Here is a 14,935-nt window from a genome sequence, read left to right on the forward strand (position 1 = left end):
CAGCGGTGCGCGGCACCAACCCATGGAAATAGGCGCGCCTTCCTTGAGCGACAGTGGCGCGGTCGGTTGTCCTGCGGTCCGGGGCCGGCCGTGGTGGGCCGGTCCCGGAAGCCGGGTTCAGCGTTGTTCCAGGCGGGTGATTTCCACCTGCAGCTGCTGCACGGCCTTGTTCAGCCGCTCACCGTTGGCCACCTGCTGCTCGGCCTGGGCCACCAGGGCCTTGAGCCGGGCCAGGTCGCCGCTGGCCTGCGCCTGCTGCAACGCCACGGCGTACAGCGGGTGCGGGTGCAGGTGCGCTTGCTCGGCCGCATTGCCGGCCCGGCCCTGGGGCTCGGCCTGCGCCGCCTGTTCCACCGGGGCCGGGCTGACGGCGGCGTGTTGCACCTCGTGCCAGTGGCCCTGGTAGTTGAAGCGATAGCTGGCGAAACCACTGGCCCAGTCCAGGCCGAGGAGGCCCTGCAAGTGGAAGGTTTCGGCGCTCTGGCTACCGGGGCCGCTGGGGTTGCCCGCGAGGTTGAGCACCAGGTGCCCCTCGCTGGATTGGTCGAGCTTGATCTGCGAGTAGTTGCCCCAGACGTCGGCGCTCAAGCGCACTGGCGGCGAAGTGCTCTGGGTCACCTGGGCCAGGCCGGAGACGGTTTTCTGCACGGTGTTGACCAGCAGGTCGAGGGTCAGGATCGGTGCGCCGACCACGGGGTTGGTGATGATCAGGCGGGTATGGAACAGTCCAGTTGTCATGCTGCTACTCCTTGGCGTGATGGATGCGTCGAAGTGTGCCGGGCCCGGGGCTCAGCGCCGCTCCTGCCTGGCGATCTCGGACTTGGCGGCATCCAGCGCGGTGCGGATCAGCGGCAGCTGCTCCAGTTGCTGGGTCGCTACCCGGTGCAGGCTCTTCATCTGCGCCAGGTCGCCGCTGGCGATGGCGCCGTGGATCGGGGCCGCGTACAGCGCCGCCAGGGGTGGCAGCGGATGATGGGCATGGCCGTGGGGCTGGGGCCGGGACAGGCTGCTGGACTGGATGTTGTTCTCCAGGTAGGCCGGTGCGTTGTTCACCGTCGACCAGGTATGGCCGTTGTAGAACTGGTAGTTGGCGACGCCTTGCTTCCAGTCGTCGTCGACCACCAGTTGCAGCTTGAAGGTGATGATCGAGTTCGCGCCCGGGCCACCCTGGTTGCCGGCGACGCTGAGGAGGATCTTGGTGCCGGACGTCACGGTCAGGTAGGTGTACTGGCCCCAGTCGTCGGTCTGCAGGTCCAGCGGCGGGCTGGCCGCCTGGGTGATCGACGAGTTGCCACGCAGGCTGCGCTCGGGGGTGTAGACCAGCAGGTTGAGTTGCAGGTTCGGCGCTCCGGGTTGCGAGGTGCCGATGCGATAGCTCAGGGGGAACAGGCTTTCTTGTGCGTTGGAGCCGGACATTTGCTTTGCCTCCATACAGTGACAGGGGAACAGCGGTCAGTGCCGTTCCAGGCGGGCGACTTCCTTGGCCAGTTGTTCATAGGCGGCGCGCAGTTCCGCAGGCTCGGCCTGGTTGCTGTCGCGCTTGGCCAGCAAGGCTTTCATCTGCGGCAGCTGGCCTTCGGAGATCGCCGATTGGATCGCTACTCCATAGGGGGGAATCACATGGTGCGGTGCATTGCTCATGGCGTGTGCCTTCCGTGGTGATTGGGGGGAAATGCTGCGGTACTCGGCAGCTTTTGCAGTTAAGCAGCGCCGTTGGAAAAGGCCGGCTAATGGCACACTGATTCCAGGGGTTTCCGACCGGTGGATTCACGCCGGATGAGCGGCTGTTTGCGGGGGTTCGGCTGCTGATTCCAAAGGGCGATAGGGCTGATTGCCCGGGGCGATAGCGCGGCTGTCTTGCCGCCCGTGGCGACCCCCACGCAGCCTTTGTAGCCGCTGTCGCGCCTGCGAGGCCGCGTACGGTCGCGCAGCGCCCCAAAGGCGTGCGGCGCGGTGTGTCAGGCGCCACCTTGTGTCAGGCCGCAACGGCTGGATCGAGGGGTGGCGGGTGGTCAGAGGCTGACGCCCAGCGCCTGCAATTGTGTGCGGGTCTGCTGCGCGTTGAGGTGGTGGATGGCATTCCAGCCCAGTGCCCGGGCCGCGACGATGTTCGGTTCGTGGTCGTCGATGAATGCCAGTTCCCCGGGGGCGATGTCCGGCAGGTGGGCGCGGATGCGTTGCACCGTGGTGTGGTAGATCGGCGGCTCGGGCTTGAGCTGCCGCTCCTGGCCGGAGACCACGATGTCACGGAAGCGCCGCAGGAAGGGGTAGTTGTCCCAGGCATGGGGGAAGGTCTCGCGGGACCAGTTGGTCAAGCCGAACAGCGGCATCCGCGCCCGGTGCAGTTCCTCCAGCAGGGCCACGCCGTCGTCCAATTGCCCGCGCAGCATTTCCACCCAGCGCCCGTAATAGGCTTCGATCAACGGTGCCTGTTCGGGGTGCTCGGCCACCAGGCTGCGGGTCGCTTCGGCCAGGCTGCGACCGGCGTCTTGCCGGGTGTTCCAGGCCTGGGTGCAGATGGTGTCGAGGAACCACTGGCGACGCTGGTCGTCGGGGATCAGTTGCCGGTACAGATGATGGGGACTCCAGTCGAACAGCACGCCACCGAAGTCGAAAACCACAGCACGAATCGTCATGAACATTTCCTGAAGCGGTTGAGGGCCAGGGCGTCATCCTGCGGTGCCGGATGGTGCATTGCAATGCAACCGCGCCATTGGTCCGGTCGACGGCACCCTCGCGGCGCAAGACGATCTATGTCTTTAACCGTCGTCCAGTCGCCCCGAGCAGGAGGAGCCCCATGAGCACCAAGCCACCCACCGGGCCCAGTTCGTCCGAGCACGCCAGCGGCCGCCATGAGCCGGGTTTCGACCCTGACTCGCCGGATCTCGAGGACCCTCAGGTCGATCCGGTGGGCCCGGCCAGGGCGCCGCTGGACCGGCCACGCCCCGAGCACGAGCGCAAGCGCTCCCGGGCCTACGACCCCCTGGCCAACCTGAAGAAGTGAGCCGTCGCGCCGACATGCGGCAGTCGCCGGTTCCACGTGCGGGTGTAAGGTGGACCGGCCAGCCCCAGGCTTGCTGACGAGAGGGAGGTGTGTATGAGTACGCCACTGCTGAACAAGATGCAGATCAATGGCTATCAGGTACTGAGCGTCAATAACGGACCCTGGAAGGTCTGCACCCCGGGCGACCGGCTTGCCACCTTCGGCACCCGGGAAGAGGCCCTGGCCTTCGCCGCTGCCTTGCCGGTGCGCAAGGACCGGCCCAGGCCCACCGCACGATAGCTGACTGGCAACGAGAAGCCCTGGTTCGTCCGGGGCTTTTCGTTGCGCGCTAGCTGCGTTGGCCGGTGCTGCGTCAGTCACCCTCGGCCAGGTCGGCTACGGGCCAGAGGCTGCGCGGCCGATACTTGCCAAAGACCCGCAGCGCCAGTAACGCCAGGACCAGGGTAGCGCTGGCCCCGTAGCCCAGGACCCAGCCGATTCCCTGCATCAATGCGCTACGCGCCGTGTCGATGGAAACCCCCAGTGCTTCACCGGCCCGCAGGTTGCCTGCGCAGATAGCGTCCAGCAGGGCACGGTCCGCCTGGACCCCGAGAGGGGCCAGGCTTTGCTCCAGCGACCAGGAGACTCCCAGCCCCAGGATCAATCCCATCACGGCGATGTTGATGGACAGCGAAATCATCCGCGCACTGAACTCCATGCCAGAGGCCATGCCTGCGCGCTCCGCTGGGAGGGCCCCGGTGGCGGTGTTGGTGACGCAGGTGGTGGTCAGGCCGACTCCTGCGCCTGCCAGCAGGCAGCCAGGCAGCAGGCTGGCCCAACCGGCGTAGGACGTGGTGGCGACAAGGCCCAGGAGTCCAAATCCCAGGGCTATGGCAAACATCCCAAGGGGGATCACCCAGCCAGGGCCGTGCTTGGCCAGCATCTTCTCCGCCAAGGGCGGCACGAGGCAGATCGGCAGGGTGTAGGTAAGTACGATCAGCCCGGACTGCACGCCGTCATAATCCAGTGCCGACTGCAGGTAGAGGGGAAAGTAGATGATGAAGGGCCAGAAGCTGAAGTTCATGGCGCAGGCCCCCAGCAGCGCTCCGGAGAAGTTGCGGATACCAAAGGCCTTGAAATCGAAGATGGGTCGTTCGGCCCGGCGCTCGATCACGACGAACAGCAGCAGGCAGGCGAGGCTGGCCGCCAGCACGCCCATTGCCCCGGCACTCCCGAGGCCGAGCTCCTGGCCCTGGGTGATCAGGTAGACGCAACCGAACACCGCCAGTGGCAAGGTGATCATGCCGCCGATGTCGATACCGGTGGTGTGCGGGTCGGCCGACTCTTGCACCCCGCGTTGGGTCAGGACAAGGGTGAGCACCGCCAGGACCCCATGGATCAGGAACACCCATGGCCAGCTCGAAACCGCCAGGATCGCCCCGCCAACCACCGGGCCGGTGCCCAGGCCCAAGCCGAAGACCACGCCCCAGCAGGAGAACGCCATGCCCCGTTCGGGGCCTTCGCGAAACTGTTGGGAGAGGATCGCCACCTGGCAGGCCAGCATCCCTGCGGCACTGACACCCTGGCCGAAGCGCGCGGCAATCAGCAGCGGGGCATTGCTGGCCAGGCCGCAGACCAGTGACGCCACGCCGAAAGCCGCGACGTTGAGCATGAACAGGCGCTTGCGGCCATAGCGGTCGGCCAAGGCGCCCATGGCGATGAGCATGGCGCACATCGCGATGGTGTAGGCGTTCATGATCCATTGCAGTTGCCGGAAGTCGGCGGCCAATGTGTGTTCAAGCGTGGGCAGGATGGCGGGGATGCTGGTGATTTCCAAACCGAGCATCGTGGCGGACAGGCAGACCGCCAGCAGGGCGATCCGATTTCTGGATGATGCGATTGCGCTCATTGTGCATGTCACTCCTGGATCGAATCAGCGCGGGTTGAAAGAACCCCGGGACGCCCGGGCAGCGCTGATCAAGCGGTAGCGATGCTAAACACAACGAAATAGAATCACCCGCCATATCTATGACAACAATTTGGAATGGTTCCATGGTCGCCAATTTCACCCTGGACGTGGACTCGGTCCGGGCTTTCGTGGTCATCGCCGATTCGCAGAGTTTCACCCGTGCCGCGCAATTCCTGGGCACTACCCAGGGGGCGCTCAGCGTCAAGCTCAAGCGCCTGGAAGACAAGCTCGGGCATCGTCTGATCGAGCGCACTCCGCGCCATGTGCGGCTGTCCATCAAGGGCGAGCTGTTCATCGAGTCGGCTCGGGACTTTCTTGCGGCCCACGAGCGGGCGCTGGCCAACCTCGCGACCCAGCGCAAGCACCTGAAGCTCGGCATGGCCTGCCATGTCATGGGGCCGGAGATCACCACGTTGCTGGCTCGGTTGAAATCCATGGACCCGGGCTTGTCCATCGAGGTACGGCTCGACAGCGTCGGGCCACTGCTCGATGACTACGATGCTGGGGTGCTGGATGCGGTGATCATTCGTGACTGTGAGGATCGCCGTGACGGCAACGTGTTGTGCGTCGAAACCTTCGGCTGGTTCGCCGCCGCAGACTTTGAATTCAACCGGGACGAACCCTTGCGCGTCGCCAGCCTGAGCCCGCAATGCGGCGTGCGGGATCTTGCTGCAATGTCGCTCGATCGTGCCACCATCCCTTGGATCGAGGTGTTCGTCGGTGGCGGGGTGTCCGCCGTCATCGCGGCAATTTCTGCCGGGCTGGCGGTGGGCGTCTTGCCTTGCCGCCTGGCTCCGGCGGAACTGGTGGAGGTCTCTCAGCGTTTCGACCTGCCCGGCCTGCCATCGTCCAAGCTGGTGATGCATTCCAAGCTGTCGGACACCCGCACCCGTGAGTCCCTTCGTGTCATCGCCAGCGCCTTTCGCGAACCGCGCAGCCAGGCTCGCTCAGGCCCCGGAGTGCTCGACGAGCTGTAGCAGCAGGTGCCCGATGCCGGCTTCGAATAGGGCGGGACTGCCCGATCTCCGGCCTGGGGCCAAACTGAATATTCAATCGAACCGGGCGACGGCGCCGGGACGCTGCGCCGCACACCGGTTTCGGCGGGGACTTCTGACAGGCGTCAGTCGATGATCACCCGCTCCTCCGGGCCACCGCCCAGGCATACGCTCAACTGCTCGCCCGCCTTGTTGAATGCGCAATAGGGCAGGGCCCGCTGGCGCATGGCGTTCAAGGGAGGAAGGATGAACAGCGCCGCGAGGATCAGTGCCCAGATGGTGCGCAGGAACAGCTCATCGGCGCTGGTGGCCGCAGGGCGTGGTGCCAGGCGTCGCCGGCGCAGCAGTTGCACGCCGCTGTAGATGAAGGCGCAGCCAATGGCCATGGCGTAGTCCAGCTCCCGGGCCATGGGGCTGAACATCAGGTTGCCGTCGGCATCGTCCGGGTAGTTGATCCGCCACCAGGCGCCCAGCAGCAAAGGCGCCACACCGGCACCGATCCAGGCCAGGCGAGCTCCGGGCACCCGGGTCAGCAAGGCCAGGCCCAGGCCCAGGGCACACGCCAGCCAGATGCTGAGGTACAGGATGAAGCCCATTGAACCGCCGAACAGGGTGCCGCCGACATCCCGCGGGACAATCAATTGCACGTCACAAAACACCATCAGCGCCAGCGGCGCCGCGACGGCGACCCAGCACAGGGGATGGTAGAGCCAGGACCAGAGGGTGAACAGGCGGGGCATGGGTCAACTCGATGAAGGTGAAGGGTGGTTGCGGTGCAGGTTCAGGCGAGTGCCAGTGCACTGCCGACGGCAAACAGCAGCAAGGCCAGGCTGATGCCCAGCAGCGGGATGCGAAACCAGTAGCGGACGGCCAGGGCCCACAGCCCGGCGAGGAAGGCCAGGCCCAGGTACAAAAGCCCCGGGGCCTGTTGCAGCAGCTCGGGATGCAGCCAGGCCAGGTAGCCATAGACCAGGCCGAAGAGCATGGCGCCCAGGCTATGGCTGGCGTTGAAACCGATCCAGGCGCGCCACAGGCTCGTCTGGGTGCTGATCACCGGGGCGACCGCGCGCATGCGTTCGGCCAGGGCCGGGTCGCGGGGCTGGAACTTGTCGGTGGCGAAGGTGTAGATCAGGTGCAGGGTACCGAGCAGCAGCACGATGGCTGCGCCGGCGATGAGCAGGGCAGATGCCGACACGATTCATCCTTGGGTGGTGGGCAGGGGCGCCGAGTATGCCGGGGCGCCCGGGGTTTTGCACCTGCTTGTGCAAGGGACCGGGCCGGGCGCCGCACGCCCGGCCCGATGCTTCAGAACTGCTCGTCGGCGAGGCTGAACAGCGGCGAGCTGCCGGCACGGATGCTCTGCTCCAGGCCAAGGATGCGCGGCAGCAGGCGGCTGAAATAGAAGTCCGCGGTGCCAAGCTTGGCGCTGTAGAAGCGTTCGTCCTCGGCGCGCTTGTGCCCGGCCACCTGGGCCATGCGCGCCCACAGGTAGGCGTAGGCCACATGACCGAACAACTGCAGGTACTCGACGCAGGCGCTGCCTACGGCGTTGGGGTTCTGCACGGCCTGCTGGCACAACCAGTCGCTGAGTTCTTCCAGGCGCTGCACGGCATCGAGCAACTGCGCCGAATAGGCCGCGCCGGGCAGGTAGGCGTAGTCGCGGATCTCGCCGGTGAACAGGCGCAGGGCCACGCCGCCGTTGGCCACCACCTTGCGCCCCAGGAGGTCCAGGGCCTGGATGCCGTTGGTGCCTTCGTAGATCTGCGCGATGCGCACGTCGCGCACCAGTTGCTCCTGGCCCCATTCACGGATGTAGCCGTGGCCGCCGAACACCTGCTGGCCCAGCACGCAACTGTCCAGGCCGTTGTCGGTGAAGAACGCCTTGGCCACCGGGGTCAGCAACGCCACCAGGGCTTGGGCGTTGTGCCGCTCATGGGGCTGGTCGGCGAACTTGGCCAGGTCCAGCTGCTGGCCGACGTAGCTGGCGAAGGCCCGGCCGCCCTCGGTCATGGCCTTCATCGTCAGCAGCATGCGCCGCACGTCCGGGTGGTTGATGATCGGGTCGGCGACCTTGTCCTTGGCCACCGGCCCCGACGGGGCCCGGCTCTGCAGGCGCTCGCGAGCGTAGGTCCGGGCGTTCTGGTAGGAGTTCTCGGCGCAGCCGATGCCCTGGATGCCGATGGACAGGCGCTCGTAGTTCATCATGGTGAACATCGCAGCCAGGCCCTTGTTGGCCTCGCCCACCAGGTAGCCGCTGGCGCCGTCGAAGTTCAGCACGCAGGTGGCCGAGCCCTTGATCCCCATCTTGTGCTCGATGGAACCGCAGCTCACGGCGTTGGCCTGGCCCAGGTTGCCGTTGGCGTCGACGTGGATCTTGGGCACCAGGAACAGCGAGATGCCCTTGGGCCCGGCCGGGGCATCCGGCAGCTTGGCCAATACCAGGTGAATGATGTTCTCGGTCAGGTCCTGCTCGCCGCCGGTGATGAACATCTTGCTGCCGCTGATGCGATAGCTGCCGTCGGCCTGGGGTTCGGCGCGGGTGCGGATGATCCCCAGGTCAGTGCCGGCGTGGGCCTCGGTCAGGCACATGGAGCCGGCCCAGCGGCCTTCGTACATCGCCGGCAGGTAGCGCGCCTTGAGTTCCTCGCTGGCGTGGGCGTCGATGGCCAGGCAGGCGCCGGAGCTCAGGGTCGAGTACAGGGCGAAGCTGGAGTTGGCGCCGTAGAGCATCTCCTCGAACTGCACCGCGAGCATCTTCGGCATGCCCATGCCGCCATAGGCCGGATTGCCGCCCAGGCCGACCCAGCCGCCCTGGATATAGGTCGCATAGGCCTCCTTGAAGCCTGCGGGGGTGCGCACCTGGCCGGCCTCCCAGGTGGCGCCTTCTTCGTCGCCGCTGCGGTTGAGCGGGGCCACCAGGGTGGCGGTGACCTTGGCGGCTTCCTCGAGGATCGCATCGGCGGTGTCGCCGTCCACGATGTCCGCCAGGGCCGGCAGCCGGGCCCAGAGCTTGGGGGCGTTGAACACTTCATGCAGGACGAAGCGCATGTCGCGCAGGGGAGCGTTGAATTCGGGCATTGCAGGAAACCTCGTGCAAGGGTGGAGGTTGCACGGCCGTGGCCGCGTGATTCAAAAGGGGCGGGCCCCGCGAACATGCCGGGGCCAGCATGCGCGGGGATCTTGGGTTCAGGCTAGAGGTTTTTCGCCATGTCGCGCAGGACGAACTTCTGGATCTTGCCGGTGGAAGTCTTGGGCAACTGGCTGAAGACCACGGTGCGCGGCACCTTGAACCCCGCCAGGTGCTCGCGGCAGAAGGCGATGATCTGGGCTTCGCGCACGTCCTGGTGGTCGGCCTTGAGGGTGATGAAGGCGCAGGGCGTCTCGCCCCATTTTTCGTCGGGCCGGGCCACCACCGCCGCTTCCAGCACCGCCGGATGGCGATAGAGCACGCCTTCGAGTTCGATGGTCGAGATGTTTTCGCCTCCGGAAATGATGATGTCCTTGAGCCGGTCGCGGATCTCCACGTAGCCGTCCGGATGGGTCACGCCCAGGTCGCCGGTGTGGAACCAGCCGCCTTCGAAGGCTTCGGCGGTGGCGCTGGGGTTCTTCAGGTAGCCCTTCATCACCGTGTTGCCGCGCATGAAGATCTCGCCGATGGTCTGGCCGTCCCGGGGCGTGGGTTCCAGGGTCTTCGGGTCGGCCACCATCACCCCTTCCAGGGTCGGGTAGCGCACGCCCTGGCGCGCCTTGATCTGCGCCCGCTCTTCCAGGGGCAACGGGTCCCAGGCGGCGTGCCAGGCACACAGGGTCACCGGGCCGTAGACCTCGGTCAGGCCGTAGACGTGGGTGACCTGGATGCCCATTTCTTCCACGGCGCCGATCACCTTGGCCGGTGGCGCGGCCCCGGCCACCATGGCCTTGACCGGGTGGTCGATGGCCGCCTTGGCCGACTCCGGCATGTTCACCAGGGCATTGAGCACGATGGGCGCGCCACACAGGTGGCTGACCTGGTGTTCGCGGATCAGGTTGAGGATCTTCTGCGGGTCGACCCGGCGCAGGAATACGTGGACCCCGGCCAGGGCGGTGACGGTCCAGGGGTAGCACCAGCCGTTGCAGTGGAACATCGGCAGGGTCCACAGGTACACCGGGTGGTTGCCCATGGCCCAGGTCATCTGGTTGCCCAGGGCGTTGAGGTAGGCGCCGCGGTGGTGATAGACCACGCCCTTGGGATTGCCGGTGGTGCCGGAGGTGTAGTTCAGGGCGATGGCCTGCCACTCGTCATCCGGCCACTGCCAGGCGAACTCCGGGTCGCCCTCGGCGAGGAACGCCTCGTAGTCCAGGTCGCTGACCGGCTGGCCCTCGCCGTACTCCGGGTCGTCGAGGTCGATCACCAGCGGCGGGTGGTCGAGCATGGCCACGGCGGCCTGGATCACTGCATGGAACTCGCGGTCGGCGATCAGCACCCTGGCCTCGCCGTGGGCCAGCATGAAGGCGATGGCCTCGGCGTCCAGGCGCACGTTGAGGGCGTTGAGCACGGCGCCGATCATCGGCACGCCGAAATGCGCCTCGAGCATCGCCGGGATGTTGGGCAGCATCACCGCCACCGTGTCGTTCTTGCCGATTCCGCGCCCGGCCAGGGCCGAGGCCAGGCGCCGGCAGCGGCTGTAGGTCTGGGCCCAGGTGCGACGGATCGAACCATGGACCACCGCCGGGTAGTCCGGATAGACCGCGGCGGTACGCTCGATGAAGCTCAGGGGCGAAAGGGCGATGTGGTTGACGGCAGACGGCGCAAGGCCTTGCTCGTAGATGGACATGGTTCGGGCACCCGGTGGCTGATTGTTAGCTCTATTGACCGAGGCGCTCGTTGGCGCCTCGGTGACTTATCCGGAGGCTTTTATATACTGTTTGCGGATTGATATGGAAGTAATACCTGAGTTGTATAGTATTAATACTATATTGATCGCCGATGATCCCCAAAGGTCCAACGATGATGCAAAGCTCCCCTCACTTGAGCCATTGGCTGCGCCAGCAGCGCGAAGGCCACCTGCCGGATTCGCCCTGGCTGGGCCATGACCCGCAGCCCAGTGCGCTGCTGGATGCCGAGGCCCGGCCGCTGGACCTGAACCCGGCGCTGCGCCAGTGGCTGGAGGGCGCGACAGGGGATGGGTTGGCGGCCTGGCTGCCGGTCAACCACCCGGCCCTGGTGCGGGCCTGCCTCGACCAGCAACGGCCGATCGAGGACGTCGAGGCCCGGTGCGGCGAGCGGATCCTGCTCTGGACCTTCATCCCCGACCCGTATCGCCAGCGGGTCCTGGCCCGTTGCCGCGAGGCCACCACCCAGGTGCAGGCCGAGCGCGAATCGGCCAGGGCCCGGCGGCTGTATCGGCTGATCACCGAGAACACCACCGACCTGATTTCCCGGCACACCCCCGACGGCTGCTTCCTCGACGCCTCGCCTGCGTCCTGGACCCTGCTCGGCTACTGGCCCGAGGAGCTGCGCGGCATGCCCGCCCGCAGCCTGTTGCACAGCCGCGGGCTGGCCGGGCTGATGCAGCGCACCGGGGATGCCCTGGAGCAGGACGGCTACCACACCATGACCTATCGCATCCGCCATCGCGACGGCCACTACCTGTGGTTCGAGACCGCCTGCCGGGCGATCCGCGAGACCTACACCGGGGCGGTGGTGGAGGTGGTGGCGGTATCCCGGGACATCACCGCCCGGGTCCAGGCCGAGGAGAACAAGCGGCGCCTGGCCGAGGTGGTGGAAGCCAACCCCGATCCGGTGCTGTTCGTCCAGCCGGGCGGCAGCGTCACCTACCTCAACCCGGCCGCCCGGCGCGCCCTGGGCCTGGAGCCCGGGCAGGTGATGCCCGAGCTGGCGGCGATCCTCAGTCCGGCGGTGCTGCAAAGCCTGCAGCGAGAGGGCTGGGAATGCGCCGAGCGCACCGGGCGCTGGAGCATCGAGACTCGCTTGCAGCCGCCCTCGGGCGGTGACTCGGTGGCGGTGTCGCTGATGCTCCTGGCGCACCGGGCGGCCAGCGGCGAGCGCTTCTATTCGCTGGTGGCCCATGACCAGAGCGAGCGCGAATTGCGCGAAGCCCAGCAGCGTCATCACCAGGACGAGCTGGCCCATACCGCGCGTTTGGTGACCCTGGGCGAGCTGGCCTCGGGCATCGCCCACGAGATCAACCAGCCGCTGGCGGCGGTGGTCAACTATGCCAATGCCAGCCAGCGCTATCTGCAGGCGCTGGACACCCAGCCCCAGGCCGCGCGGAAGGTGGCCCAGGGCCTGGAGCGCATCGCCGAGCAGGCGACCCACGCCGCCGAGGTGATCAAGCGCCTGCGGGCGTTCCTGCGCAAGGGCGGGCGGCGGCTCCAGGCCCTGGACAGCGCCGAGGTGGCCCGGGAAACCGTGCGCCTGTGCGCCTGGGAAGCCCAGGCGTGCCAGGTGGTGATCGAGCTGCGCCTGGCGGATAATCTGCCGCCGGTCTACGCCGACCGGGTGCTGCTGGAACAGGTGCTGCTCAACCTCTTGCGCAACGCCATCGAGGCCAATCGCGAGGTCCATGCGCAACAGGCCTCGCAGATCGTGCTCCAGGCCATGGCCGGCGCCGAGGGTGGGGTCTGCATCAGTGTCAGCGACCAGGGCCCCGGGGTTTCTACCCAGCAGCTGGCGCAGTTGTTCACCCCGTTCTACACCAGCAAGGCCAATGGCCTGGGCCTGGGGCTGTCCATGAGCCGCAGCATCGTCGAGGGTTTCGGTGGCGACTTGCAGGCCCGGCCCCAGGCCCGGGGCCTGCGCATGGACTGCCATCTGCCGGCCACGGCGCCGCTTGAGACCGACCCATCCATTTCCCCGAATACAGGAGCAAGGCCATGACGAGTGCGACGCAGCAGTTGGTGTACGTGGTCGACGATGACCCGGCCATGCTCGACTCCACGGTCTGGCTGCTGGAGTCGGTGGGCCTGGCGGCCGTGCCCTTCACCAGTGGCCGCGAGTTCCTCGAGCATTGCGACCCGAGCCGCAACGCCTGTGTGCTGCTGGATGTGCGCATGCCCGGCATGGGCGGGTTGAATGTCCAGCAAGAGCTGCGCCAGCGGGAAATCGACCTGCCGCTGATCTTCGTCAGTGGCCATGCCGACGTGCCCATCGTGGTCCGCGCGTTCAAGGCCGGGGCGGCGGACTTCATCGAGAAGCCCTACAACGAGCAACTGCTGCTCGATAGCGTGCAGCAGGCGCTGAACCGCGCCGGCAGCCGCCAGCGCCAGGGCGCCGGGCAGGCCCGGGTGCTGGAGCGCCTGGAGAGCCTGACGCCACGGGAAAAGGATGTGCTGCTGCCGCTGGTGCGGGGCTACACCAATCGCGAGATCGCCGAGCAGCTGGGGGTCAGCATCAAGACCATCGACCTGTACCGCTCGCGGGTGATGAAGCGCATGCAGGCCGAGCATCTGCCGGAGCTGGTGGGCATGGCCATCGCCGCCGGCCTGGTGGACCCGTTGCAATTGCGCTGAGGCCTGGCCTCAGGCCACGGCGCTGTGGCTCGGGCCTGTGCCCAGCAGGCGTTCGATGGCACCGCTGAGCAGGTTCTCCAGCAAGGCTTCGCGCTCGCGCTCGCCCAGGGGCTGTTCCTGGAACCAGCTGGGGGCGGTATTGAGCAGGTTGGCCACCGCATGGGCGGTGGCCCGGCGCGCGGCTTCCCCTTGCCCGACCGGCGTGCCCAGCAGTTGCAGCAACTGCTGTTCGTAGCCTGCGCGCAATTGCTCGACGCGCAACTGCTGGTCGGGGTTCAGGCAGCCGCTGTCGCGCTCCACCAGGCGAAAGTGCCGGGGCAGTTCCCGGTGCAGTTTCAGGTGGGCGCGGATCAGCGCCACCAGGCAGCCGTCCTGGAGCTTGCGCCGCTGCAGGCGCTTGAGGGTGCCGTGCAGCTCGTCGAAGAACTCCTCGATCAGGTCCAGCAACAGGTGCTGCTTGCTCGGGTAGTGGTGATACAGCGAACCCGGCGTCAGCCCCAGGTGGCTGGCCAGCTCGCGCATGCCGACCTGGCCGAAGCCCTTGCTGGCGAACAGCTCCAGGGCCTTGTCGCGGCTTTGCGCGAAGCGCGAGCAGCGTTCAGCCATAGGCATGGAAGCCACGTCCGGTCTTGCGGCCCAGGTAGCCGGCGGCAACCATTTCCTTGAGCAGCGGGGCGGGGCGGTACTTGCTGTCGTTGAAGCCGTCGTAGAAGGCTTCGAGGATCGCCAGCAGGGTGTCCAGGCCGATCAGGTCGGCCAGGGCCAATGGGCCGATCGGCTGGTTGCAGCCCAGGCGCATGCCGGCGTCGATGTCCTCGGCGCTGGCCAGGCCTTCCTGGAACACCAGGATCGCCTCGTTGATCATCGGCACCAGGATGCGGTTGACCACGAAGCCCGGGCGGTTGCCGGCGGTGATCGCGGTCTTGCCCAGGCGCTGGGCCATGTCCATGGCCAGGGCGTGGGTCGCATCGCTGGTTTGCAGGCCACGGATCACCTCGATCAGGCCCATGACCGGCACCGGGTTGAAGAAGTGCAGGCCGATGAAGCGCTCCGGGGCGCTGACGCTGGCCGCCAGCTGGGTGATGGACAGCGACGAGGTGTTGGAGGCGATCACGCACTCGGGGCCGACCTGGGCGGCGATCTGCTGCAGCACCTTGAGCTTGAGCTCGAGGTTCTCGGTGGCAGCCTCGATCACCAGCTGGACATCCTTGAGCGTGGCGTAGTCGGTACTGATGCGGATGCGCTCCAGGGTCGCGAGCTTCTGCTCCTCGCTCAGGCCGCCCTTGGCCACTTGCCGGTCGAGGTTCCTGCCGATGGTGGCCAGGGCCTTTTCCAGGGCGGGCTGGGCGATGTCCAGCAGGGTCACGGCAAAGCCCGCCTGGGCGCAGACCTGGGCGATACCGTTACCCATGGTGCCGGCGCCGATCACACCGATGTTCGCAAGATTCATCTTCAGCTCTTCCTTTGTTCGTTGCC

The 14,935-nt window shown here is 66.9% G+C and carries 16 protein-coding genes; 5 read left to right on the forward strand and 11 right to left on the reverse strand.

Annotation, left to right across the window (positions count from 1 at the left end; translation table 11 throughout):
- Positions 1–117: 117 nt before the first annotated feature.
- The 4 genes from AC3WK8_RS25675 to AC3WK8_RS25690 form a co-directional block, all read right to left on the reverse strand.
- Entirely contained in the window at positions 118–738 is a 621-nt protein-coding gene (locus AC3WK8_RS25675) for a DUF1842 domain-containing protein (RefSeq protein WP_085599991.1), read from the reverse strand.
- 51 nt (positions 739–789) lie between these two features.
- On the reverse strand, positions 790–1,416 hold the full coding sequence (locus AC3WK8_RS25680) for a DUF1842 domain-containing protein (RefSeq protein WP_022643567.1): 627 nt from the start codon (positions 1,414–1,416) through the stop codon (positions 790–792).
- Positions 1,417–1,452: 36 nt separating this feature from the next.
- A complete protein-coding gene (locus tag AC3WK8_RS25685; RefSeq protein ID WP_022643568.1) occupies positions 1,453–1,641 on the reverse strand; it encodes a DUF1843 domain-containing protein in 189 nt (62 codons plus the stop codon).
- A gap of 371 nt (positions 1,642–2,012) precedes the next feature.
- Positions 2,013–2,636, reverse strand: a complete 624-nt coding sequence (locus tag AC3WK8_RS25690) for an HAD family hydrolase (protein WP_103326701.1) — start codon at positions 2,634–2,636, stop codon at positions 2,013–2,015.
- A 161-nt stretch (positions 2,637–2,797) separates the two neighbouring features.
- Here AC3WK8_RS25690 and AC3WK8_RS25695 point away from each other — a divergent pair, with 161 nt between their 5' ends.
- Together AC3WK8_RS25695 and AC3WK8_RS25700 are read left to right on the forward strand one after the other, a co-directional pair.
- The gene (locus tag AC3WK8_RS25695) at positions 2,798–3,004 is read left to right on the forward strand and encodes a DUF6021 family protein (protein ID WP_022643570.1); all 207 of its coding nucleotides are present in this window, start codon (positions 2,798–2,800) and stop codon (positions 3,002–3,004) included.
- A 93-nt stretch (positions 3,005–3,097) separates the two neighbouring features.
- Positions 3,098–3,283 carry a DUF2188 domain-containing protein gene (locus tag AC3WK8_RS25700; protein ID WP_068584415.1) on the forward strand — a complete coding sequence of 62 codons (186 nt, stop codon included), beginning with the start codon at positions 3,098–3,100 and terminating at the stop codon, positions 3,281–3,283.
- A 73-nt stretch (positions 3,284–3,356) separates the two neighbouring features.
- On the opposite strand, the gene AC3WK8_RS25705 is transcribed toward AC3WK8_RS25700, so the two are convergent.
- Positions 3,357–4,892 carry an MFS transporter gene (locus AC3WK8_RS25705; RefSeq protein WP_178088068.1) on the reverse strand — a complete coding sequence of 512 codons (1,536 nt, stop codon included), beginning with the start codon at positions 4,890–4,892 and terminating at the stop codon, positions 3,357–3,359.
- Between the two features lie 143 nt (positions 4,893–5,035).
- Between AC3WK8_RS25705 and AC3WK8_RS25710 the strand changes: the two genes are divergently transcribed.
- On the forward strand, positions 5,036–5,929 hold the full coding sequence (locus AC3WK8_RS25710) for a LysR family transcriptional regulator (RefSeq protein WP_103326703.1): 894 nt from the start codon (positions 5,036–5,038) through the stop codon (positions 5,927–5,929).
- A gap of 143 nt (positions 5,930–6,072) precedes the next feature.
- On the opposite strand, the gene AC3WK8_RS25715 is transcribed toward AC3WK8_RS25710, so the two are convergent.
- The 4 genes from AC3WK8_RS25715 to AC3WK8_RS25730 all read right to left on the reverse strand — a co-directional run bounded on the left by AC3WK8_RS25715 (position 6,073) and on the right by AC3WK8_RS25730 (position 10,761).
- Positions 6,073–6,687 (reverse strand): hypothetical protein, encoded by a 615-nt coding sequence (locus AC3WK8_RS25715; RefSeq protein ID WP_085599997.1) that lies wholly within the window; start codon positions 6,685–6,687, stop codon positions 6,073–6,075.
- A gap of 41 nt (positions 6,688–6,728) precedes the next feature.
- Entirely contained in the window at positions 6,729–7,142 is a 414-nt protein-coding gene (locus tag AC3WK8_RS25720; protein WP_085599999.1) for an LIC_13387 family protein, read from the reverse strand.
- Positions 7,143–7,252: 110 nt separating this feature from the next.
- Complete coding sequence (locus AC3WK8_RS25725; protein WP_103326705.1) at positions 7,253–9,025, reverse strand: acyl-CoA dehydrogenase C-terminal domain-containing protein; 1,773 nt, start codon at positions 9,023–9,025, stop codon at positions 7,253–7,255.
- 113 nt (positions 9,026–9,138) lie between these two features.
- Entirely contained in the window at positions 9,139–10,761 is a 1,623-nt protein-coding gene (locus AC3WK8_RS25730) for an acyl-CoA synthetase (protein WP_103326706.1), read from the reverse strand.
- 176 nt (positions 10,762–10,937) lie between these two features.
- On the opposite strand from AC3WK8_RS25730, the gene AC3WK8_RS25735 reads away from it, so the two are divergent.
- On the forward strand, positions 10,938–12,827 hold the full coding sequence (locus AC3WK8_RS25735; RefSeq protein WP_103326728.1) for a PAS domain-containing sensor histidine kinase: 1,890 nt from the start codon (positions 10,938–10,940) through the stop codon (positions 12,825–12,827).
- Complete coding sequence (locus AC3WK8_RS25740; protein WP_103326708.1) at positions 12,824–13,459, forward strand: response regulator transcription factor; 636 nt, start codon at positions 12,824–12,826, stop codon at positions 13,457–13,459. Before AC3WK8_RS25735 ends, AC3WK8_RS25740 begins: the two co-directional genes overlap by 4 nt.
- A gap of 9 nt (positions 13,460–13,468) precedes the next feature.
- Here AC3WK8_RS25740 and AC3WK8_RS25745 read toward each other — a convergent pair whose 3' ends face one another.
- Both AC3WK8_RS25745 and AC3WK8_RS25750 read right to left on the reverse strand, forming a co-directional pair.
- Positions 13,469–14,065: a TetR/AcrR family transcriptional regulator gene (locus tag AC3WK8_RS25745; protein WP_031321432.1), complete on the reverse strand. Its 597-nt coding sequence runs from the start codon at positions 14,063–14,065 to the stop codon at positions 13,469–13,471.
- A complete protein-coding gene (locus AC3WK8_RS25750; protein WP_103326710.1) occupies positions 14,058–14,909 on the reverse strand; it encodes a 3-hydroxybutyryl-CoA dehydrogenase in 852 nt (283 codons plus the stop codon). Before AC3WK8_RS25750 ends, AC3WK8_RS25745 begins: the two co-directional genes overlap by 8 nt.
- Between the last annotated feature and the right edge of the window lie 26 nt (positions 14,910–14,935).

This window comes from Pseudomonas sp. FW507-12TSA (genome assembly GCF_058781435.1).

What these genes read in the sequence shown, in the direction of transcription:
- AC3WK8_RS25725 (WP_103326705.1), bottom strand. Translation starts at nt 9,025, where the DNA reads ATGCCCGAATTCAACGCTCCCCTGCGCGACATGCGCTTCGTCCTGCAT.
- AC3WK8_RS25745 (WP_031321432.1), bottom strand. Translation starts at nt 14,065, where the DNA reads ATGGCTGAACGCTGCTCGCGCTTCGCGCAAAGCCGCGACAAGGCCCTG.
- AC3WK8_RS25680 (WP_022643567.1), bottom strand. Translation starts at nt 1,416, where the DNA reads ATGTCCGGCTCCAACGCACAAGAAAGCCTGTTCCCCCTGAGCTATCGC.
- AC3WK8_RS25700 (WP_068584415.1), top strand. Translation starts at nt 3,098, where the DNA reads ATGAGTACGCCACTGCTGAACAAGATGCAGATCAATGGCTATCAGGTA.
- AC3WK8_RS25735 (WP_103326728.1), top strand. Translation starts at nt 10,938, where the DNA reads ATGCAAAGCTCCCCTCACTTGAGCCATTGGCTGCGCCAGCAGCGCGAA.
- AC3WK8_RS25730 (WP_103326706.1), bottom strand. Translation starts at nt 10,761, where the DNA reads ATGTCCATCTACGAGCAAGGCCTTGCGCCGTCTGCCGTCAACCACATC.
- AC3WK8_RS25715 (WP_085599997.1), bottom strand. Translation starts at nt 6,687, where the DNA reads ATGCCCCGCCTGTTCACCCTCTGGTCCTGGCTCTACCATCCCCTGTGC.
- AC3WK8_RS25710 (WP_103326703.1), top strand. Translation starts at nt 5,036, where the DNA reads ATGGTCGCCAATTTCACCCTGGACGTGGACTCGGTCCGGGCTTTCGTG.
- AC3WK8_RS25695 (WP_022643570.1), top strand. Translation starts at nt 2,798, where the DNA reads ATGAGCACCAAGCCACCCACCGGGCCCAGTTCGTCCGAGCACGCCAGC.
- AC3WK8_RS25690 (WP_103326701.1), bottom strand. Translation starts at nt 2,636, where the DNA reads ATGACGATTCGTGCTGTGGTTTTCGACTTCGGTGGCGTGCTGTTCGAC.
- AC3WK8_RS25750 (WP_103326710.1), bottom strand. Translation starts at nt 14,909, where the DNA reads ATGAATCTTGCGAACATCGGTGTGATCGGCGCCGGCACCATGGGTAAC.
- AC3WK8_RS25685 (WP_022643568.1), bottom strand. Translation starts at nt 1,641, where the DNA reads ATGAGCAATGCACCGCACCATGTGATTCCCCCCTATGGAGTAGCGATC.
- AC3WK8_RS25740 (WP_103326708.1), top strand. Translation starts at nt 12,824, where the DNA reads ATGACGAGTGCGACGCAGCAGTTGGTGTACGTGGTCGACGATGACCCG.
- AC3WK8_RS25675 (WP_085599991.1), bottom strand. Translation starts at nt 738, where the DNA reads ATGACAACTGGACTGTTCCATACCCGCCTGATCATCACCAACCCCGTG.
- AC3WK8_RS25705 (WP_178088068.1), bottom strand. Translation starts at nt 4,892, where the DNA reads ATGAGCGCAATCGCATCATCCAGAAATCGGATCGCCCTGCTGGCGGTC.